The sequence below is a fragment of the Embleya sp. NPDC025285 genome (assembly GCF_055558835.1).
This window is the reverse complement of record NZ_JBVHLU010000010.1, coordinates 130,528-150,359: the sequence shown is the minus strand read 5'-3', so window position 1 is coordinate 150,359 and position 19,832 is coordinate 130,528. Positions and strand designations below refer to the sequence as shown.

17 protein-coding genes and 2 pseudogenes are annotated in these 19,832 nt (G+C 71.8%); 8 read left to right on the top strand and 11 right to left on the bottom strand.

The window, feature by feature from the left end:
• Positions 1–47 precede the first annotated feature (47 nt).
• Both ACZ4FV_RS09425 and ACZ4FV_RS09420 read right to left on the bottom strand, forming a co-directional pair.
• The gene (locus ACZ4FV_RS09425; RefSeq protein WP_395873914.1) at positions 48–1,415 is read right to left on the bottom strand and encodes a purine-cytosine permease family protein; all 1,368 of its coding nucleotides are present in this window, start codon (positions 1,413–1,415) and stop codon (positions 48–50) included.
• 643 nt (positions 1,416–2,058) lie between these two features.
• Positions 2,059–3,255: a CHAT domain-containing protein gene (locus ACZ4FV_RS09420; RefSeq protein WP_465322294.1), complete on the bottom strand. Its 1,197-nt coding sequence runs from the start codon at positions 3,253–3,255 to the stop codon at positions 2,059–2,061.
• Between the two features lie 580 nt (positions 3,256–3,835).
• Between ACZ4FV_RS09420 and ACZ4FV_RS09415 the strand changes: the two genes are divergently transcribed.
• Positions 3,836–5,461 carry an alpha/beta fold hydrolase gene (locus ACZ4FV_RS09415; protein ID WP_402236476.1) on the top strand — a complete coding sequence of 542 codons (1,626 nt, stop codon included), beginning with the start codon at positions 3,836–3,838 and terminating at the stop codon, positions 5,459–5,461.
• Between the two features lie 126 nt (positions 5,462–5,587).
• On the opposite strand, the gene ACZ4FV_RS09410 is transcribed toward ACZ4FV_RS09415, so the two are convergent.
• On the bottom strand, positions 5,588–5,947 hold the full coding sequence (locus tag ACZ4FV_RS09410) for a peptidase inhibitor family I36 protein (protein ID WP_395873911.1): 360 nt from the start codon (positions 5,945–5,947) through the stop codon (positions 5,588–5,590).
• A gap of 278 nt (positions 5,948–6,225) precedes the next feature.
• On the opposite strand from ACZ4FV_RS09410, the gene ACZ4FV_RS09405 reads away from it, so the two are divergent.
• Entirely contained in the window at positions 6,226–6,651 is a 426-nt protein-coding gene (locus ACZ4FV_RS09405) for a hypothetical protein (RefSeq protein ID WP_395873910.1), read from the top strand.
• Between the two features lie 157 nt (positions 6,652–6,808).
• On the opposite strand, the pseudogene ACZ4FV_RS09400 reads toward ACZ4FV_RS09405, so the two are convergent.
• Positions 6,809–6,940 (bottom strand): annotated as a pseudogene (locus tag ACZ4FV_RS09400) (RidA family protein); the annotation flags it as partial.
• Positions 6,941–7,003: 63 nt separating this feature from the next.
• Between ACZ4FV_RS09400 and ACZ4FV_RS09395 the strand changes: the two are divergent.
• Together ACZ4FV_RS09395 and ACZ4FV_RS09390 are read left to right on the top strand one after the other, a co-directional pair.
• Entirely contained in the window at positions 7,004–7,252 is a 249-nt protein-coding gene (locus ACZ4FV_RS09395) for a LysR substrate-binding domain-containing protein (protein WP_402236480.1), read from the top strand.
• A gap of 25 nt (positions 7,253–7,277) precedes the next feature.
• On the top strand, positions 7,278–8,384 hold the full coding sequence (locus tag ACZ4FV_RS09390; protein ID WP_402236483.1) for a hypothetical protein: 1,107 nt from the start codon (positions 7,278–7,280) through the stop codon (positions 8,382–8,384).
• A 24-nt stretch (positions 8,385–8,408) separates the two neighbouring features.
• Here ACZ4FV_RS09390 and ACZ4FV_RS09385 read toward each other — a convergent pair.
• Positions 8,409–8,594: pseudogene (locus ACZ4FV_RS09385) on the bottom strand (GNAT family N-acetyltransferase); the annotation flags it as partial.
• On the opposite strand from ACZ4FV_RS09385, the gene ACZ4FV_RS09380 reads away from it, so the two are divergent.
• The 3 genes from ACZ4FV_RS09380 (at position 8,557) to ACZ4FV_RS09370 (ending at position 10,641) form a co-directional block, all read left to right on the top strand.
• Positions 8,557–8,949: a carboxylesterase family protein gene (locus ACZ4FV_RS09380; protein ID WP_465322291.1), complete on the top strand. Its 393-nt coding sequence runs from the start codon at positions 8,557–8,559 to the stop codon at positions 8,947–8,949. The pseudogene ACZ4FV_RS09385 and the gene ACZ4FV_RS09380 overlap by 38 nt on opposite strands.
• Before the next feature lie 210 nt (positions 8,950–9,159).
• The gene (locus ACZ4FV_RS09375) at positions 9,160–10,062 is read left to right on the top strand and encodes an aminoglycoside phosphotransferase family protein (RefSeq protein ID WP_402236489.1); all 903 of its coding nucleotides are present in this window, start codon (positions 9,160–9,162) and stop codon (positions 10,060–10,062) included.
• A gap of 183 nt (positions 10,063–10,245) precedes the next feature.
• Positions 10,246–10,641, top strand: coding sequence for a PPOX class F420-dependent oxidoreductase (locus tag ACZ4FV_RS09370; RefSeq protein WP_402236491.1), 396 nt, complete (start codon positions 10,246–10,248; stop codon positions 10,639–10,641).
• Between the two features lie 126 nt (positions 10,642–10,767).
• On the opposite strand, the gene ACZ4FV_RS09365 is transcribed toward ACZ4FV_RS09370, so the two are convergent.
• The 4 genes from ACZ4FV_RS09365 to ACZ4FV_RS09350 all read right to left on the bottom strand — a co-directional run bounded on the left by ACZ4FV_RS09365 (position 10,768) and on the right by ACZ4FV_RS09350 (position 15,066).
• Positions 10,768–11,910, bottom strand: a complete 1,143-nt coding sequence (locus ACZ4FV_RS09365) for an FAD-dependent monooxygenase (protein WP_395873905.1) — start codon at positions 11,908–11,910, stop codon at positions 10,768–10,770.
• Between the two features lie 62 nt (positions 11,911–11,972).
• Entirely contained in the window at positions 11,973–13,535 is a 1,563-nt protein-coding gene (locus tag ACZ4FV_RS09360) for a hypothetical protein (protein ID WP_465322289.1), read from the bottom strand.
• Positions 13,536–13,549: 14 nt separating this feature from the next.
• Positions 13,550–14,161, bottom strand: coding sequence for an ATP-binding protein (locus tag ACZ4FV_RS09355; protein WP_402236497.1), 612 nt, complete (start codon positions 14,159–14,161; stop codon positions 13,550–13,552).
• Positions 14,158–15,066, bottom strand: a complete 909-nt coding sequence (locus ACZ4FV_RS09350) for an MEDS domain-containing protein (RefSeq protein WP_395873902.1) — start codon at positions 15,064–15,066, stop codon at positions 14,158–14,160. The genes ACZ4FV_RS09355 and ACZ4FV_RS09350 overlap by 4 nt, the downstream gene beginning before the upstream one ends.
• 441 nt (positions 15,067–15,507) lie before the next feature.
• On the opposite strand from ACZ4FV_RS09350, the gene ACZ4FV_RS09345 reads away from it, so the two are divergent.
• The gene (locus ACZ4FV_RS09345; RefSeq protein WP_465322287.1) at positions 15,508–17,730 is read left to right on the top strand and encodes an SDR family oxidoreductase; all 2,223 of its coding nucleotides are present in this window, start codon (positions 15,508–15,510) and stop codon (positions 17,728–17,730) included.
• A gap of 67 nt (positions 17,731–17,797) precedes the next feature.
• Here ACZ4FV_RS09345 and ACZ4FV_RS09340 read toward each other — a convergent pair whose 3' ends face one another.
• A complete protein-coding gene (locus tag ACZ4FV_RS09340) occupies positions 17,798–19,006 on the bottom strand; it encodes a hypothetical protein (RefSeq protein ID WP_465322285.1) in 1,209 nt (402 codons plus the stop codon).
• Between the two features lie 227 nt (positions 19,007–19,233).
• Entirely contained in the window at positions 19,234–19,788 is a 555-nt protein-coding gene (locus ACZ4FV_RS09335; RefSeq protein ID WP_465322284.1) for an EboA domain-containing protein, read from the bottom strand.
• Positions 19,789–19,832: the final 44 nt, after the last annotated feature.

Below are 19,832 nucleotides of genomic sequence, written 5' to 3'. Positions count from 1 at the left end.
CACGGCCGCGTCGGGAGGAGGCACCCGACCGACGCGGCCGGCCCACCTCAACGCGCCGCGACCGCCCGCCGCCGGTCCCACGCGACCGCGAGGTACGCGGTCACGCCCGCGAGCGCGAACGAGAACAGTGAGGCCGAGGTCCACGTCTGCGCGTGGATGTGCAGCGCGTCCTGGAGCCGGCCCCAGAACTTCGCCCACCACTCGACCGAACCCGGGTTGATCAGCTGATACATGCAGAACCCCAGCACCCACGGCACGACCATCACCCAGCGGGCCGGCGCGCGGTCGCCCAGGTCCCAGCCGGCTCGGCCGCGTCCGGCGAACAGGTCCACCGCGAGCACGCCGAGCAGCGGGATGAAGATCGAGCCGATCAGCGACAGGAAGCTCGCGTAGGTGTCGAAGTCGTTCACCATCAGCGCGAACGCGGTGACCAGCGCGCCCACGCCCAGGCACAACACCCGGCGGTCCACGCGCGGCGCCAGGTTCTGGATCGACATCGCGGTGCTGTAGACGTTGGCGAAGCTCTGGTCCACCTCGCGCACGACCAGCACGGCGAAGAACACCCATCCGGCGGTGACGCCCAGGAACGAGTCGAAGATCTTGTCCGCGTCGCCGCCGACCTGGGCCAGCGCGACCAGGCCGAGCAGGTAGCACCAGATGCTGGTGATCGAGAATCCGCTGAACGCCGCCCAGAACGCGGGCTTGGTGCCGCGCGAGTGGCGGGTGTAGTCGGACGCGAGCGGAACCCAGGAGACCGCGACCGCGAGCGCCGCGTCCATCGCCGGGAAGAACCCGGACCACGACCCCTCGGTCATCGGCGGCAGGCCCTCGCGCCACAACTGGATGGAGAAGTAGAGCATCGCGATGCCCACCGCGATCGTCACGTAGCGGCGCAGGATCCGCAGCATGCCCAGCGGACGCAGCGTCATCGCCGTGGTGACCGCGCCGGCGGCGACGATGTAAAGCCAATGCGGGCCGTCACCGTCGGTCATCGCCTCGATGCCGATCGAGATCACCAACAGCTCGAAGGTGCCCCAGCCGATGCACTGGACGATGTTGAACACCGTCGGCACGTAGGAGATTTTCGTGCCGAACAGGCCACGCAGCACGGTCATCGCGGGCGCGCCGCTGCGGGCACCGGGGATGCCGGCGACGGCGACCATGAGTGTGCCGATCAGCGTGCCGCCGACGGCCGCGACGATCGCGGCCACCATCGACAGTTGCGGATAGCCGGCCGGGGCGAGCACGAACAGGGCGCCGGAGAAGCCGAGCAGGCTCACTCCGAGGTTGGCCCAGAACGCCGCCTGGTCACGGAACCCGAGGGTACGTGGCGGCGCGGTGTCCAGGACCAGAGGCGCCTCGACGCCGCCGTGCGGTGTCTCGGGGCGCGCGTCGTCGATGACCGGAGCCGACATGGCTCTACCTGCTCTCCCTACGCCGGCATTACCCGGACAGGTTCAAGCGGTCGGTGGCCCCGGATGCGCCGGCGCTACGCCGACACCCCATGCCGCCCTCTCAGCCCGGTTGGTCCGAGCTCCCGCGATGGCGTGGCGAACAGTACGCGCCTCGCGGGTCGCTTGGGAAGGCGGGGTGACCCAACACACGCTCGCGCCCGCCGCCTCGCGCCGGCGAACACACGCACACGCCGGCCGCCTCGCATGGGTGAACACATGCTCGCGCGGGCCATGCCGAGTGGGTGAGCACCATGCCCGCGTCAGCCTTCCCGAGGGGGTGAACCCCGGCTCGCGTCGGCCTTCCCGAGGGGTGCACCCTGGCCCGCGACCGCCGTCCGGAGTGGTTGCACGCAGCCCTCACGCCCGCCATCCCAAGTGGGTGAGCACAGGCTCGCGCCCAGCCATCCCGAGTGGGTGTACACAAAGGCGCCCACCATCCCGAGTGGGTGAACACACCCTCGCGCCCACCTCCCCTGGTGGGTGAACGCTGTTGCCCATCGAGCCGGCCACCCCGGGCGGGTGAACGGACTTCGCGGCTCACCACCCCGAGTGGGTGAACACACGCCCGCCGCCACCCGGAGTGGGTGACAGCACGCCCACGCGCTCACCATCCCGAGTGGGTGAAGCCCGCCCAGGCGGTCAGCGCGTCCGGGGCGATCGCGCGGGCCCTGGCGGCGAGTTCGGGCGGCATCGCGGCCGGGATGCCGCGTTTGGGGTCGCGCAGCCACAACTGGGCTGTGCGTACGGCCTGAGCCGGCGGCAGGTCGCGGCGGTCGAGGTAGTGGCGGGCCATGTACAGCACCAGCGCCGTGATCGTCTCGTCCACCGGCCACAGCGTGGACACCACGGTGTGGCTGCCGGCCGTCAGGTACTCGGCGGCCCGTCGCCAGTTCTCGTCGTGACCACCCGCCGGCACAAAGGCGATCGGATCGCCGGCGGCGCGGCCGACCTCGACCCGGTACCGCCTGTCGAGGTCGCCCACCGACCGCGCGGCGACGTCGCACAACAACCGCGGTGCGCCGATGTACGAGATGCGCGTGCTCTGCAGCGCGTGCCGGCGGCGGCCGTCGACGACCGTCCAAGCCGCGTGCCAGGGCACCATGCCGAACGGTCCGGCGGGCAGCAGCACCAGGGACGGCGTGTGGCCGAACGCGTCGGGCAGCGCGGTCAGTACCGGTGCCATCACCGCTGCCCAGGCCCATTCGCACAGCGCGTCGAGCAGGTCGGCCCAGTTCTCCCGATCGCCCCTGCCCAGGTCCAGGCCGTATTCGAGTTCGGGCAGGTCGAGCACCCGCGTCGCGCCGTCGGTGCCGGTGATCACCGCGGCTCCGGGAACGAGTTGCACCAGCACGTCGTGACCGAGCCGAACCAGCGCGGCGGCGATCTCGGCGGCCGACGGCGGGTCGAGGAGCGTACGCCACGGGGTGCCGCGCGGGTCGAGCCCGATCCGGGCCGAGGCCACCTGCGCGGCGGCCCGGAGCAGGTGGGCATCCGCCGGCGCGGCCCGATCCGCGCGCCGGAAGCAGAGCCGCGCCTGGTCCCAGGCCCGACAGTCGCCGACGGGTGCCGCGCTCGCGGCGTACGCGACGCCCGCCACGTAGGCGAATTCCGGCCACCGGGCGTCGGCGCCGTCGAGCGTGCCGAGTGCCTCGGTCAGCAACTCGATCGCCTCGGCGAACAACTCCCGCACGGCGTCCGGGCCGCCCTCGCCCGACTCGGCCGCCAACGCCTCGGCGCACCGCGCCCGACCGCGTTCACCCCGCTCCCGAGCCCGCCGCGTCTCCGCGTCGACATCCTCCACGCCCACCCCCCGCTAGCCCCCGCACGCCGAAACCACGGTACCGGGGCACGAACTCGCCCCAACGAACGCGCCATCACAACCGCGGCCGAATCCCACCGCCCCATGCCACCACTCCACCCCCCACCCGACCCACCACACCGCCGGCACGTCGACCCGCCCACGCCGCTGCCCACCGTCCGGGCGCATCACAGCCCGATCGCCCGATCGACCCGCTGCTCCACCACCCCACCGGTTCGCCGATAGACCACTTCACTCCCGCCCCCACCACCCCACCAACCGCGCCCGCCACTCCGCCACTCCGCCGGTCTATCGACACACCTCCCCGCCCGCCCCTCGGGCACCCCGTCGCTTCGCCGGCGGTGCCTCCTCGTGCCGGAACCGTTGCTTCCGGTGGTGTGTCCGGCGGGCGCGCAGCCGAACCTTCCGGTTGCCGCAGCGGAGCGGTCCATGGCTCTTCCGTCTTGGTTTACCGGCGCGTAACTTACTCGTGAGTCACCCTCCGACGCCGTCCCAGGGCGTCGCTTCGCCACGCATTCCCGCTGGTCGGGCCACGCCCCGACCATGACGTCAGGAGACCCTCATGGGTCAATTCCGCATGCGCCCACGCGCTGGTGTGCGCCCACGCGCTCGTGCGGTCGCCGTCGTCTCGGCCGCGATTCTCGCCGGGACCGCCCTCGGTCCGGCCGCCTCGGCCGGCACCACCGTCGCTCGCGCCCCGGCGGCCGCCGTGCAGACCGCCGCCGGGACGTCCCTGCGCTTCGTCGACATCCCCGGCGACGGCGGCACCAAGCTCGCCGCCAACGTGACCACCCCGACCGGCGGCGCCCCCGGCACCCGCTACCCGATCGTGGTGCTGCCGACCAGTTGGGCGATGCCCCAGATCGAGTACGTCGTCCCCGCGCAAAAGCTCGCGGACAAGGGCTATGTCGTGGTCGGTTACAACTCGCGCGGCTTCTGGCAGTCCGGCGGCGAGATCGAGACGGCCGGCCCGAAGGACATCGCCGACGCGTCCAGGGTGATCGACTGGGCGCTGGCCAACACGCCCGCGGATCCGGCCCGGATAGGCATGGCCGGCGTCTCCTACGGCGCCGGGATCAGCCTGCTCGCGTCCGCGTTCGATCCCAGGATCAAGGCCGTGGTCGCGATGAGCGGCTGGGCCGACCTGATCGACTCCATCTACAGCGGTCGCACCGAACACGCCCAGGCCGCCACGCTGTTGGGCGGTGCCGGTTTCCTCACCGGTCGTCCCAGCGCCGAACTCACCGAGATCCTGAAGAACTTCCTCTCCGGCAACCTGGCCAAGGAGGCGGAGATGATCGCGTGGGGCGCCAAGCGCTCACCCGCGACCTACCTCGACCGGATCAACGCCAACGGCGCCGCGATCATGCTCGGCAACGCGTGGGGCGACTCGCTCTTCCCGCCGAACCAATACGCCGACTTCTATGGGAAGTTGACCGGCCCCAAGCGACTGGAATTCCGTCCGGGCGACCACGCCACCGCCGAGGCGGGCGGCCTGTTCGGACTTCCCAACGACATGTGGGCCGACTCGACCCGCTGGTTCGACCACCACCTCAAGGGCGTCGACAACGGCATCGACCGCGAGCAGCCCGTGCAGCTCAAGTCCCGTACAGGTGAGGGCGGTTACGAGGGCTTTTCGAGCTGGGCGGCCGTACCGTCCTCGACCCGCACCATCGCGCTCAACGGAACCCAGCGCGTCCTGGCGAACATCGACTCCGGGGCGAACGGCGGCACGATCTTCCTGTCCAGCATCCTCGACCAGTTCCTCCAGGTCCCGCCGGTCGCCTCGATCCCGCTGCTGCCCAGGGCGTTCGCGGGCGTGTGGCAGAGCGACCGCTACGACACGCAGACGAAGGTGCGCGGTACAACCAAGCTGCACACCACCGTCACCGCGTCGCACGAAAGCGGAACGATCTTCGCCTACCTGTACGACGTCGGCCCGCTGGGTATCGGCAAATTGGTGACCCACTCGCCGCTGAGCTTCCACGGCAGGACGCCGGGTGTGGCCTTCCCGGTCGACATCGACATGTTCGCGACGGCCTACGACGTCCCGGCGGGCCACCGCCTGGCGGTCGTGGTGGACACCGTCGACCCGCTGTACCTGGAGCACAACCCGTTCGCCGCCGGACTCGCCTTCTCGTCACCGGCGAACGACCCGTCCACGGTAACGGTGCCGGTCCGCGACTGAGGCCGAGGCCGAGGCCGAGGCCGAGAACGGAGGCCAAGGCGGCGACCGGGGCCAAGGTCGAGCCCGAATTCGCCCACGCAACGGCCGGTGCCCCTCGGACACCGGCCGTTGCCACCGCAACAGACCTCAGCAGGCGCCCGGCCCGACACCGTCGATCCGACCGCCGAAGTCGCCGAGGTACTTCGAGCGCCAGTCACCGTTGAACACGTCGCGCTTCTCCACCGGGCTCCAGTTGATGAAACAGGCCCTGGTGCTCGCGACGGCGGATCCGACGTGATCGTGGAAGGCCGGCGGCATATCGCGGTAGCCACTGCGCGCGGTCCACTCCCACGTGTTGCCGTGGAAACCCTCCCCGGTCCAGAAGCACACCGAGCCGTCGTTGCAGGACGGCGGCGCGGCCGGCGCCGCACTCGCACTCGTCGCCGGCAGCAACAGGGCGGTAAGGGACAGAGCGGCGGCGAGCGCCAGGGTACGCATGCGCATCATGGGTTACTCCACAATCGAAGCACTCGAGATAATCGAGACGGCAACGGCGATCTGCCGCGACGCCGCCATGCTCCTGACCCGGGCCCCGAACTCGCCATACCTCCCGGTTGTTACCACCCGATCGGGGACATGCCATCCCCATACGGCCCAGCGTCGCAATGGCTGGTCGTCGTCCGCCCCATGCCACTACGCTGCGCCGGTGATCATTCTCCTTGTCCACCCGCGACCGGCCCTCAGGGCACCTTCGAGCCGCACCGGGCGCTGACATGGCGCCTTTCGTGGACCGCATCACTCCGTACGACCCGGCCGCGGCAAACTCGACCTCCGGCCGTATTCCCACCCGCACCCGCATCCGGCACGACGCGCGCGAGGCCATCGCGACCGCGTACACCGCCGCGACAGCCGGATTCGCCCTCGACGCCGCCATCCATCGCCTGGCGATCGACAATCCGGTGGCGAACGGGTTCCATTCCGACGATCGCACCGCGGACGACGGACTCCGGGCCGAACTGAGCGAACTGGTCGCCGCCCGAGGCCCGGAGCTTCTGGAAGAGCACCGCATAGGCAACGCGTTTCGCTGGCACCGGCTCGCCGGCGGAGCCGAAATCCGCTCCACGGGCGCCCGGTTGACGCCACGCGCGCGATTGACGGTATGCCCGGACCCGCCGACCCGGCGGTCGAAGCGGGCGAGAGAGTACGTGTGACCATCACCGAAATGGACCGCGAGCGCCGCCGCATCGCCCTTTCCTTCGGCGACATCGACGCCTTCAACGACTCCGACCACTCCGGCTGAGCCCGAGGAGGCGGTCCCTCGGGCCCACCCCCCGATCCACGCGCGGCCACCCCACGGGCGGCGGGCCACTACGCGATGGCCCGCCGCGCGTACACCTCGATCTCGATCCTCATCCGGGGATCGGCAAGGCCGCACATCAACATCGTGGCGGCCGGTCGCACTTCGCCGAAGCAGCGGCGCAGCACCGGCCAACACGGCTCGTTACAACCGGATCATCGGCCTGTGCACCGCGTCGGGCTTCACCACAGGTGACCCGGCACACGGTGGAATGGCAGACCGTCTGCGCCCTGGTGGAAACCGGCCTGGGGGTGTCCCTGGCCCCGGCGAGCATCCGACGCATCCGCCTCAGGGGCGTCGCCTTCCGCACCATCGACCCGGACGCACCCCGCACCCGGGTCGCCGTCGCGTGGCGTAAGGAGGACGACAGCCCGCTGGTGGGCAGCCTTTTGACGGCCATCGACCAGGTTCCGCCGGACGGCTCTCGGAGGTTCGGCGGTCGGGCCGTGTCCTAGGAGATCGCGTCGCCGTTGAGTCGGCATGGGAACTTCGGGGTCGGGTGGGATCGTTCCGAACGGCTTGTGGGGGCGGAGCAGGAGCACACGCAGACGATTCCTCGGCATCGCCACCGCGGTCGGTGCCGGCGCGTATCTCGGCGGCACCCGGACCGCGTCCGCGGCGACGGGCGATCCGGGGCCGGCACCGGAACTGCGGGCCCGCGAAGCGATCTTCGCGATCGACACCGCCATGCGTGAGAGCTACGACGCGCTCCGGGCCGAGGTGATCAAGCAGCTCGGCCCGGTCATCGTCATCGAGAACGATTACCGGGGCGGCCGGTACACGCTCATCCACAACGGCGAGCGGGAGTCCTTGCACCCCGTCTCCGACATGTTCGAGCTGGCCAAGTCGGTCGCCCACGCGCCCCTGGGCATCTACTCGATCATCGCGCCGTATCTGAGCCGCCGAATCCCGGAACTCCCCAGCTCCGCCCGCCTCGACCAGCACGACCTGGACATGGTGGCGTTCAAGGGCCCGGGAACGAACGGATGGATCAGCCCGCTTCAGGACTTCGGTGCCACCCTGACCACCGCCCGGCGGCAGCTCGGCAACGCGCGCATGGCGCGCGAACTCGAAGCGTCCTGCGTACGGATCCTCGACGCCGCGATCGAGTTCATCGACGAGTCGGCGCGGCGCGGCTCGTTCGACATGGCGTCTTTCGAGACCTTCACAGGCGGCTTGAACGACGCCATCGAAACCAACATCAAGCACGCGTCCCGCGCCCAGATCGAGGGCGTGGAAGCCCTCATGGGGCGCTGGCGGGACAAGGTCGGCCGAGCGGACTGGCCCGGCCTGTACATCGTCGTCCTGTCCATCTGGACGACGTCCGCCCAGAACCAGAACTCGATCATCGTCAAACACTTCATGGACCCCGCAAGGGCCGACTCACACCTGATCGACCTCCAGACGGCCCAACCACCCACCGACCCCATCCACGTCGCCCTCGACAACCTGGCCCGAATCGTCCAGGACAACGTCGCGGCGGAAATGGTCTTCCCCCTGAACCCACAACCGGCGGACGCCTTGAAGGGCCGCGAGGACCTCCTGACCCAGGAAATCCTCCACCAACTCGCCTGCCCTCACCGCTGAACGGTCACCAGGGCAGGCCGGTCCCTATTGGCCGAGCGGCGCGTTCTCGATCGCCGTCGCACGGCGGGTCAACACGCGGGTGATGTGGCCGTCGTCCTCTTCGATGTCGCGGACATGCTCGAAGCCGATTCTGTCCAGCAGGACCAGCGAGGCATCGTTCGACGCGGCCACGGTGGCATGCACCTCGGTCAGGCCGAGAGTGTCGAAGCCATCCTCCGCCACCACCCACGTATACGAGTTCGGCCGGCGTTCGCCCAAGACGCGCGAGGACTCCCGGCCCTTCGGGGCATGCCACATCGCGGAGATCCCGTTCATCTGGCAATCCCTCGACGCCTCCGGCGTGGACGAACTCGTCGTCAGTCCTCCCCGCGATCTCGCCGACGAAATGCACCGGCGCTGGGTGGAGTTCATCCTGACCGGCGCACCGACGGACTGGCCCGCGTACGACACGACACAGCGCCCGGTCATGACCTTCCGCCGAGACAACGAGCCGGTGAACGAGATCGTCCCGGACCCGCGCGGACACGAACGGCTCCTGTGGGAGGGCTCGCTCGACCCCGAGTGAGCGAACCGCCGGCGAGCGAAGGCGAGCAAAGCGCCCGGCGAGCGAACCGCCCATCGAGCAAAGCCCCCGGCGAGCACCGCACCAGTGGCCGAACCGCCCTCCGGGCCGAACCTGCCCGAGCCACAACCAACCGGCCGGCGCCGCGCCTCGTCGCGCCGCCGGCCGGAAATGGTTTGACGCTCGCCCCCGCCGCCGGTCGGATGGCCATCCATGAGCACCGCCCCGATGCATCCCGATCTGCACCCCGTCGACGAGGACCTGGTACGGCGGCTGCTCGCCGGGCAGTTCCCCCAATGGTCCGCGACGGCCGTACGGCGATTCCCCTCCGGCGGCACGGTCAACGCCATGTACCGGCTCGGACCGAACCTGGTCGTACGGCTGCCGCTGGTGAAGGGCGGTGCCGGGGACGTGGCCCTCGAACGGGAGTGGCTGCCTCGACTCGCGCCCTTGCTACCGACGGCCATCCCGGAGGTGCTCGGCGCCGGAGAGCCGGCCGAAGGCTACCCGTGGTCGTGGTCGATCTACCGGTGGCAGCCGGGCGCCAACCCCGAGGCCGGGGCGCTGACCCAGCCCACGGCGCTCGCCGAGGATCTGGCCGGCTTCGTGACGGCCATGCGAGGCATCACCCTGCCCGGCGCACCGCGGGCCCATCGCGGCGGGCCGCTGACCGCACTCGACACCTCGACCCGGGCGGCGATCGAGGCATTGCGCACGATCCCGGACGAGGGCATCGACTGCGATGCGGTGACCGCCGTATGGGAGGACGCACTCCGGGCGCCCGCCTGGGACGGGCCGCCGGTGTGGCTGCACGCCGACCTGATGCCGGGAAATCTCCTGGTGGACGATCGCGGCAGGCTGACCTCGGTGATCGACTTCGGCTGCCTGGGCGTGGGCGATCCGGCCTGCGACCTGTTCCCGGCCTGGAACCTGCTGCCGATCGAGGCCGGAAAGACCTTTCGCAACGCACTCGACGTGGACGACGCGACCTGGCGGCGCGGCCGGGGCCGAACGCTCTCCCAGGCCCTGATCGCCCTGCCGTACTACCGCACCACCAACCCGACCATGACCCGCAACGCCCGACACGTCATCCGAACGGTGCTGGAAGAAGCCTGAGGTCGGCCGGCACCCTGCACCCAACGCGCCCAACGCGCACCCACCCACCACCCACGCATCCATCCGCCCGCCCGCCCGCCCAAGCCATCGAGCCTTGACATCAAGGCGACTTGAACTTCTAGGCTCCAGACGAGCATCCGGGGCCTCGGGAGCCCCGGCCCACACGGACGGAGCGCGGCGAACATGGCGATCTACACCGAGGTCGAACGTACGTACCTGATCGGGCAGGGCCTGGGCCGATTGGCCACTGTCGGCCCGAACGGCGTGCCGCAGGTGCGGCCCGTCGGGTTTCGGCTGAACGAGGACGGGACCGTCGACATCGGCGGACCCAAGCTCAGCACGAGCCAGAAGTGGCGCAACGCCGAGCGCAATCCGGCGGTGGCGTTCGTCGTGGACGACATGACGCCGGACGAGCCGGGGGCCTATCGGCCGGGCTGGGGTCGCGGCGTCGAGATCCGCGGCCGGGCCGAGCTGCTCCGCGACCACGAACCGCCGTTCGCAGCCGACTTCTTCAGCAACGAGGTGTTGCGGATCCACCCCGAGCGAGTGATCGGCTGGAACCTCGAGGACGGTTCCTGACCCGAGCGGGCACGCGGCACTCCGACCACTCCCTCCCCCGACATCGCCCGATTCCCGGACGATGTCGGCGGACGTGCCCGACCGCAGGCATCGCGCGGGCATCGCGCCGCCGACGCACCGCCGTCGTCACCGAGTGCCGATCGACGCCCCCAACGCGTGTCCGCCGAAGCCGTCGTCCGCGTGCTGGGCGGCCCACCAGTCGACCATGCGCTCGGGCGTCATCGTGGTCCAGTCCGGCGTGTCCTCGACCATCGCGTAGCCCATCGCCCGGGCGACCCGGACCAGGTCCGCGCCCGCCGGATAGCGGTCCGCCTGATAGCGCGCCAGCACGTCGTCCCACGACCCGTTCGGCCCCACCGCCAGGCACGCGCTCTCGAACGCCACCGCGTCCTGGATGCCCTTGACCGCACCGCTCGCCACATGCGGACGTGCGATCGCCGCCGCGTCGCCCGCGACCAGCGTGCGACCGCTCGTGTACGCGTCCACCACCAGGTCGTTGATCGGCTGGATCAACGTCTCGCTCTCCGGGGTGGCGGTCACCAGGTCGGCCCAGAACGGCGGGAAGTACTTGCGGACCAGCGCGAGCAGCCCCGGCCGGGGGTCGGCCGTGCCGCCGACCGCGCTGTACAGGCCCCACGACATGCGGTCGCCCGTGCTGCTCGGGATGCGGTACATGACGCCTTGGCCGTTCGGGATGCAGATCGAGATCAGGTGGTCGATCGGCTCGTGCTCCCACGGAACACTCCCGCGCCACATCGCATAACCCGCGTACTGCGGTACCGCGGCGGGGAACAGCGCGGTCCGTACGGCGGAGCCGTATCCGTCGGCGCCGACCACCACGTCGTAGCGCTCCCGGGTGCCGTCCGGCAGCACCACGTCGCCGTCCGCGCCGAGGGTGACCGGCGTACCGCCGCGATAGTCCACCTCGGCCGGCACCCGGCGGCGCAACCCCTGCCACAACTGGCCCCAGTTGTAGACCCGGAACGCGGCCGACTGGTCCCACAACAAGCGGCCCCGCGCGGAACCGCCGTCGTCGACGAGCCATTTGCGCCCGACCACGTCCCGCCACGGGGTGGTGTCGTCGACATAGCCGGCGGCCTCCAACTCCACGTAACGGTCCACGTGCAGCGCGATGCCCACACCTCGATCGGCGAGTTCGCCGGTGGTGCGCTCGTACACGGTGACCTCGGCCCCGCCGCGCGCCGCCGCCAGCGCGAACGCGCAGCCCGTGATACTTCCGCCGACCACGGCGACCCTGCCTATCGGCATGCCCATCTCCCCTTGTCCGCTTCCGACTTCGTACAGATGTCCGCACGAGCCCCGGAAGGACCCTACGGGATGTCGGTGGCGATCCGATCACGGACAACGATCAGTTGGGCTCGCCTGGTTTCGTCGAAGCGGATCTCGGCCTCCGTGTCGGGTTCGTTCACCGGAAGTCGGCGCCGGGCGTCGATCAACGTGGTCAGCCTCGGCAGCGCGCCGGCCGCGTGCCGGCCCATGTCGGCAAGCACCGGAAGCGCGTGCGCCCCCACGTACTGGTCCCCGACCACCGCGGCAAATTCCCCGACGAGACGATCGGCGATCCCGGCGTCCACGACACCGTGCACTCGCCAAACGACGCTCGCCAACTCGTACTTGAGCACCGATCCACGCTCGAACAGGCTCATCGCCTGCCGGCCTTGACGTTCCGTCAAGCCGCCGCACGCCATCAACCCGATCAGTGCCCGAGCGGCCCTGCGCCGCGACTCGACCACCTCGATCGGCTGTTCCGCCAACCACGCGTCGACGCCGGCGCGCCCGCCCACCACCCGCCGGGCGGCGAAGACCGCATGCAACTCCGGTACGGCCGCGTCGACTCGCGGTGGCTCGCCCAGTTCGCGCGCCGTTAGCCGGTCCGCCTCACCCGTACCCGCCGCCCACCGTTCGGCCGCGGCCCGCCACAGATCACCCGACAGCCGCAACACCCGCAGCGTCTCCTCGCGCAAGGCCGGACCCGCGCCGGCCGCGACCTCGGCCAGGGCGGGCAGGATCTCGACCGGCCCGGTCCGCCACAGCCGGACGGCCGCCGCCGCCATCTCCACCCCGACCCACCGCACGCCCTCCTCCTCGGCGGCGAGCAACGTCCTCACGACGCGGTGGCATTCGTCCTCGTGGTCGTTGCGGGCCAGGCGCCACGCCCAAGTCGAGCCCCACGAGCGAGCGTCGAGGCCGATCCGGTCCACCGCCGCCGGCAGGTCCGCCAGGATCGCGTCGTTCAGCGCACGAGACCGGGCCCACGGAACACCCTCCGCGCCCGACAACCCGAGCACCGCCGGCACCCGGACCGTCGGGTCGCCATCCTCCGACAGCGTCGTGAACAGGGCCGCGAACCTGTCACCGGTCCCGAGCAGGGCGTTCACGCCCGCCATCCGCACCGCCGGATCGGCGGACCCCGGCAGCCGCGCCGAAACCTCCTCGACCTCGCCCGTCGCCACGAACAGCGGTGCCGCCGCCATCCGGACGGCAGGCTCCGGGTCCACCACATACGCCGCGGCACGCTCGGCGACAATCGGCCAGGTTCGTCCGAACTCGCGCAACGAGCACAGCAGTTCGATGGCACGCACGCGCATCTCGACCGCTCCCGCGTCCGCGAGTCCCAGCAGCACACGCGTCATCGGTCCGTCCCGGTCCGCGCGCACCGCCTCGAAGATCGCCGTCCGCTCCGGCCCTGCTGCCACCGCCGCCGCGCCCGACCCCACCGCCCACTCGATCGTGCGCCCGTCCGGCATCGCCGGCCCGAGCGGCATCACGCGCCCACGCGCCATGACCTGTGCGTCCGCCACCGCGCACTCGCCCACCATGGCCTGTTCGGCCGCCATCCCCTGCTCGACCGTAATCGCCCGTTCGTCCGTCATCGCGATCGACGGTGTCACACCGCAGGCGGCGGGCCCATCGAATTGCGGCGGCCGTCGGGGTCGATCGAGGTCGGCCCCGAAGCCGCCGCGGTCTCCTCCACCTCCGGTCGACCGCCCGCGTCCACTCGACCGCTCACGTCCGCTCGACCTCCCGCCTGGGGTCGACCGCTCGCCTCGGGGGATGCCGCGCCCGCCGACGTGCCCAGGTGCATCGTGATCCGCACGACCACACCCTCGGCACACTCGGCCACTTCGACCTCGTCGCACAACGCGCGGGCGATCCACAATCCCCGCCCCGGGGTCTCGTGCTTGTCGGTCAGCCGCGGAAAACTCCGCCGTCGGCAGCCGTTCTGTTCCTCACGGCTCGCGTGGATCTCACAGACCACCCGGCCCGCCCGGGGCACACATCGCAACAGGGCCGGCTTCGAGCCGTTCGTGACCGCGCACGCGGCGATCTCGTGCACCGCGAGCACCAGACAGTCGGGGCGGTCGTCGGCCAGGCCCACCGCGTCGGCGTGCCGACGCACCACGGCACGCACCAGGCACAGGTCCGACGCGCCGAACGGCAGCACCTCCACCGGGCCCCCGGTACCGGAGCGGGCGCGGTCGCGGTTCGGGCCGGTCACTGCGTTCCCCCACTACGCTCGCCGGACGGTCGGTCCCCGTCCACGATCAGGCCACCGGCACCGCTCCAGCCGAGCAGGTCGACCACCTTGCGTACGGCCGGCCCGGCGGCGCGCAGGACCAGTCGCCGGTGCGGGCCCAGCGCCGCGGCGGCCCGGTACAACGTTTCCATCGTGCTCAGGTCGGCGAACTCCAGCGCGGACAGGTCGACCACCAGATCGCGTCCCGGCTGCGCGGCGGCCCGCCGCAACGCCTCCTCCAACAGACCCAGGGTCGCCACGTCGGCCTCGCCGATCAGCCGCAGCCCCTTGGTCGTGTCGGTGACCTGCAGGCTGGGCGGACGGGCCCGCCCGGTGCCCGCGACGATCGGGTGTAATCGTTCCTGGGCGTCGATCTGCACCGAGCTGAACTCGCGCGGGTCGTACAGGCAGATCCCCATCGCCCGGCGGCCGGGCAGGCCCAGGCCGGCGAGCCGCTCGAACTCGTGCAGTTCGTCGTACCCGACGCCACCGGCTCGGCCCCACGTCATGTCACCGCACACCCGCAGGCCCCGATAGCCGTCCTCGAGCGCCTGGTCCACCGCCGCGAAGAACGTCTGCGCCATCCCCTCGGGCGTGAACTCACCTTCCCACAGCGGTGTTCGGCCGACATCGACGACCACCAGCGAGCCGTCGGCCTCGCGTTCGGCCGGCCGCGTGGGTCCTTGGGACAGCGTACTCATCAGCCAGGATCGATCGCGCCGGCCGAGCAGGCACATCACCCGCTCGTCGGCGGACAACCCGTCCCGCACGTAGCTGTGCACCGCGAGCCGGACCACCGCCTCGTCGGCCGACACGAAGCAGCAGTGGCTGCCGTAATCCATCGCTCCCACCGCGGCCACCGTGGCCCCGGCCTGGGAAGTGTCCATCCGCGTATGCCCCCTGTGGTCCCGGCATGCCTCGGGCCCGGCCCGGGCGCTCGCCCCGCTCCAGACCGTAGTGCCCCCGACCGGTACCCCCGCGCGAAAACAGTCAAGAAAGCTTCTTTCGGGGGTATCCGCCGCCCGACCACGGCACAATCGTTGGGTCCCGGTCGACACCACGGCCGACACCACGGTCGGCCCCGCATCATCCCGCGACCACGATCGCGAACCCGATCGGGTGACGCCGACACCGGTTGGCCCAATACCGCCCGGGTGCCGGCCATCCGGCGACTAGCGTCCTGACGAAACCCACTCGTCCCAGGGAAGACATTGACCACGCATGCCCCGGCGCGGCGCGCCATCGGGCCGGACTCGCCGCGCGTCGACACCGTCGACGTGACGCCTCGTCAGGCCAATCGGGAAAACCTGCAAGGAGTTTGCTGAGCCATGCGCGTCGCCATCACCGGAGCCACCGGATTCCTCGGTCTCCATCTGCTCCGCGAACTGCTCGACCGGCACCGTACGATCACCGTCCTGGCCCACGCGGGTTCGCGCGGCGCGATCGACCGGATTCGGGCCTTTCTGGAAGTCTCCGCCGCTCCCGACGAGTTGGTGCGGCGACTCCCCGAACGGCTGCGGATCGTCGAGACCGACCTGACGCTGCCCCGACTGGGCCTGACGCGGGCGGACTTCGCCTCGCTGGCCGACTCGGTCGACGTGATCTGGCACTGCGCCGGCGATTCCCGGATCGACGCGCCGTTGGCCGAGTTGCGCCCGACCAACGTCGAAGGCACCCGACACCTGTTGGAGTTGGCCGAGGTCGGCCGGCGTCGTCCGCGCGTGCTGCACATCAGCACGGCGTACGTGGCCGGCGGCCGGCGCGATGGCACGGTGAAGGAGGAACTCCCCGACTATTCGGGTGGTTTCGAGAACGACTACGAGCGGTCCAAGTACGAGGCCGAGGTGCTCGTGCGGGACTGGGCCGCGCGGTGCGGACGCTCGGCGATGATCCTGCGGCCGACCACATTGGTCTCCGACCGGCCCGGTCTGCCCGGAAACGTTCTGCGGTACATGGTCGAACGCGCGGAGGCGACCGGAGGCTGCGCGGCCCTGGGTTGGGCCGCCCGGTTGCCGCGCCGGGTGCGGCCGGTGTTGCGGCTGGCCGCGGCGCCGGACGGCCGGCTCAATTTCGTCCCCGTGCACGAGGCCGCGCGGGTGATGACCCGGCTCGCCGATCTCGCCGGTTCCGGGGGCGTGGACGTCTACCACGTACGGCATCCGCACGACGTCCCGATCGGGGTTGTCCGCGAGGTGCTCGCCGAATTCCTGCCGGTCCGGCTGCGGTTCGTCGACCAACCGCCGGAGCGGCCGACCGGGGTGGAACGGCTCGCCGAGGCGCACACGGCGTTCACGCCGTATCTGACACACCGTCGTGGCTACGACGACTCGGGCGTGCGCGCGCTGCTCGGTGAGCCGCGTTCGAGGATCGGCGTGGATCGCGACTACCTCGTGGACTGCGTCCGGCCCGGCCGCGGCGGTCGGCGCGCCCACGCGGCGGAGAACGTGTATCGGGAGCACGGCCGCGCGGACCGGGTCGACGCACTTGAGCTCGGCGGCGTCCTGCGTTTTCGCGGCCTCGCGCCGCGCGTCGAGGATCTGCGCGAGGGGATCGCAGCCCGGCTGTGGCGGGTGCCGGTGCTGGCCTATCGCGTGGACGGCGCGTACCGGCGGCGCGGAGCGCTCGACCTGGCCCGGCACGTGCACGTGCACCCGGCCGGCGTGAACCGCCTGGGCGCCGCCGTCGACGAAGCACTCGCGGATCGGCTGCCTCGGGATCGGCCGCTGTGGGAGGCCCGACTCGTGCACGGGTACGCGGCGGACGAGTGGGCGGTGGTCTTCAAGGCTCATCGGTCGCTGCTGGACGGCGCGTCGGTGGTCGAGGTCGGTCGGCGCCTGTTCGGGGTGGAGCCGATCGACACCGCCCCGACGCCTGCGGCCGGGATGAACGAGCTCGGCGCGGGCGAGCGGCTGCGCTGCCTGGTTCCGCCGAGCACGCGGCCGTTCGCGACGCGCGGGCTGACCGGTACCCGTCGGATGGCCTGGCTGGGCCTGGACGCCAAGCGGCTGCGCGCGGCGGTACACGACACGGGCGCCGAGCCGGACGCGCTGTTCCTCGCCGCCCTCACCGGCGCGCTGCGGGATTGCCCGGGCGTCCCGTGGCGACGCGGGCCGAAGCCGGTCTGGGCCCTCGTACCGTCCGCCGCCGGCGGCTGGGCCCGTGCGGAACCGGGCAGCCACGCCCGGCCGACCCGGGTCCGGCTGCCCTGCGACCAGGCGGACCCCGCGCGGCGCCTGGCGCTGATCGCGCAGACGCCCGCGGCGTCGGGCGTGCGCTGGGGGCTGCGCGCGGCGATGTCGCCATGGCAGGTGGACGTGGCGGCGGAGCCGGCTCAGGGGTGGCTGCGCCGGCCGTACGCGTTCCGCGGGTCCTCGATGGTGGGTGCGGTCCCCTTCGGCGGTGTGCCCCGGGGTGTGCCGTTCGGAGTGTTCCTGGGCACGTTCGAGGACACGTTGTACGTGAGCGCCACGGTCGACACGGCCCTGCCGGGCGAGCTGGCGGAATCCCTGTGCGCGTCGTGGTCGACGGCGCTGGACGAACTCGCGGCCTGAGCCGGTCCTGGTTCGGCCGTCGGGCGGGCCCGTACCCGCCCTGCGGCCGAACCGGCCGGATCCCTCGTCAGACCAGGTGCCGCCACACGTCGACGTCGGCCGTGCGGCTCCAGGTCGCGTCGCCGTGGCCGTAGTTCGCCACGACGGTGAAGCCCACCTTCGGGTTGCCGCCGGCCCGGATCAGTTCCGCGCCCCGGGGGTGGTCGCCGCGTCCCAGGGCGGTGTTCACCCAGGTGACCTCGGCGTCGATGGCCGACCAGTCGATGCGATACACCGAGTCCTCGCCGGCCCAGATCGCGGTGAGGTCGCGCATCAGCGCGGTGGGGATCAGGCCGCCGCCGAACCGGGCGCCGGCCTCGGCCCACACCGACAGCGGCGCGTGCGCGAGCGCGAACCGGTCCTGGTCGGGCGTCGCGCCGAACGTGAAGTCGCCTGCGGCGAAGCCCTGTTCGTAGACCCAGTTGGTGAGCCCCGGCAGGCTGTTCGTGTGGATCAGCGCGAAGTGCGCGAGTGCCGCGTTGGTGAAGCGGGTGCCCGGGTCGACGGGTCGCGGTACCGGCGAGGCGCCGTTCGGGTCGCCGACCGCCCGCGCGAGCAGGCCCTTCAGTCCCGGGTCGCTCGCGTAGCTGCCGGCGGCGAGTTCGCGGTCGAGCGCGACCCTGGTCCGCGCGGCCCGTACCGCGAGTTCGCCCTCGTACGGCCCGGTGGTGTCCAGCACCATCACCCGGCGCAGCCTGGGCGATCGGTCCGCCGCGAGGTCGAGCGCGAGCGCGGCGCCGGCGGAGTGGCCGAGCAGGTCGTAGGGCACCCGCAGCGCCGCGTCGACCGCGTCGATCACCTTGCGCGCGTCCCGCTTGTGCGCGGCCAGGCCCCACGCGGGGCCGAGGTCGGCGGCCGTCGCGTCGTTTTCGCGCGGCGAGACGCCGATCACCAGGTAGCCGCGTTCGCGCAGGTGATGGGTGAGGTTGTGGGCGGTGGGGGTGAAGAAGTTCGAGGAGAAGTCGAGGCCGCCGCCGGGCAGCAGGTAAACGAGCCGGCGCGGCAGGTGTCGGGTGTCGGCGACCACGTCCACCACCAACGGCACCGCCGCGTCCCGTACTTCCAGCCGGGTCCGGGTCCAGCCGGAGCCGTGTTCGCGCCCGCGCACCTCGAGGTCGCCGCCCAGCGCGCCGGCGATGCGTTCCGCCACCGGTTGCCCACCCGCCCGGCCGGTGCCCGCTCCCAGGCCGATCAGCGCCGGGGTCGCGAGCACGGCCAACGCCTTCCTGCGTCGCATCGCCTTCCCCCTCCTTCGACGACGTCAAGCCTGGTCGGCGCACCCGGCACGCCACAAGTACCCGCGGCGATCCGCCACGAGCACACGCCCGGCCGGGCCGCTGCGGGCCGACGGATTCGGCGGTCCCCACCCGGCGACCGTGCCCGGTCGCCGGCATGGTGCGGACCCGCCGGTGCGGTTCGCTCCGCACCGGCGGGTCCGCACCGTGTCGGCCGGCCCGGGACGCGCTAGCCGGGCTGCACCGGCTGTACGGACTGCTCCGCCTGTTCGGACCGTTCCGCCCGGCGCGGCTGCACCACCGCCCGGTCCGAACCATCCAATCCTTGCGCTCCTTGCGATGCGTCCGATCGTGCCGACTCCGCCGGTTCCGGGCCGGCGACGACCTCCGCGAAGCGGGCGGCGGCGATCAGTTGCGGGTCGCCGGTGCGCAGCGCGTCCTCGACGAGCGCGCCGGCCAGGGCCGGATCACGCTCGGACACCGCGAGGTAGGGCAAGGCCCGCAACACGGCTCGACGTTCGTGCGCGTCGCCGCGCCAGTACAGGGTGCGCAGGTGCGCGGACAGGTCACACTCGGGCGTACGCGCGGCCAATTCGGCCAGCGCCAGGACCCGCGCGGCGTCGTCGCAGGTCCACCCGGGCAGGCCGATCAGCGGCGCTCGGCCGCAGGCGCGGCCGGCCGCGGCGAACGCGGTGAAGTCGGCGAGCGTGGGCCAGTCCTCGCTGCCCGGTTTGGCGGACGCGGTGAACGCGCTTCGCAGAGCTGCGATCGGCGGGTGGGGCATGGGCGGATTCCTCCCGGTGGCCGGCGATGCGCGATACGCACCTG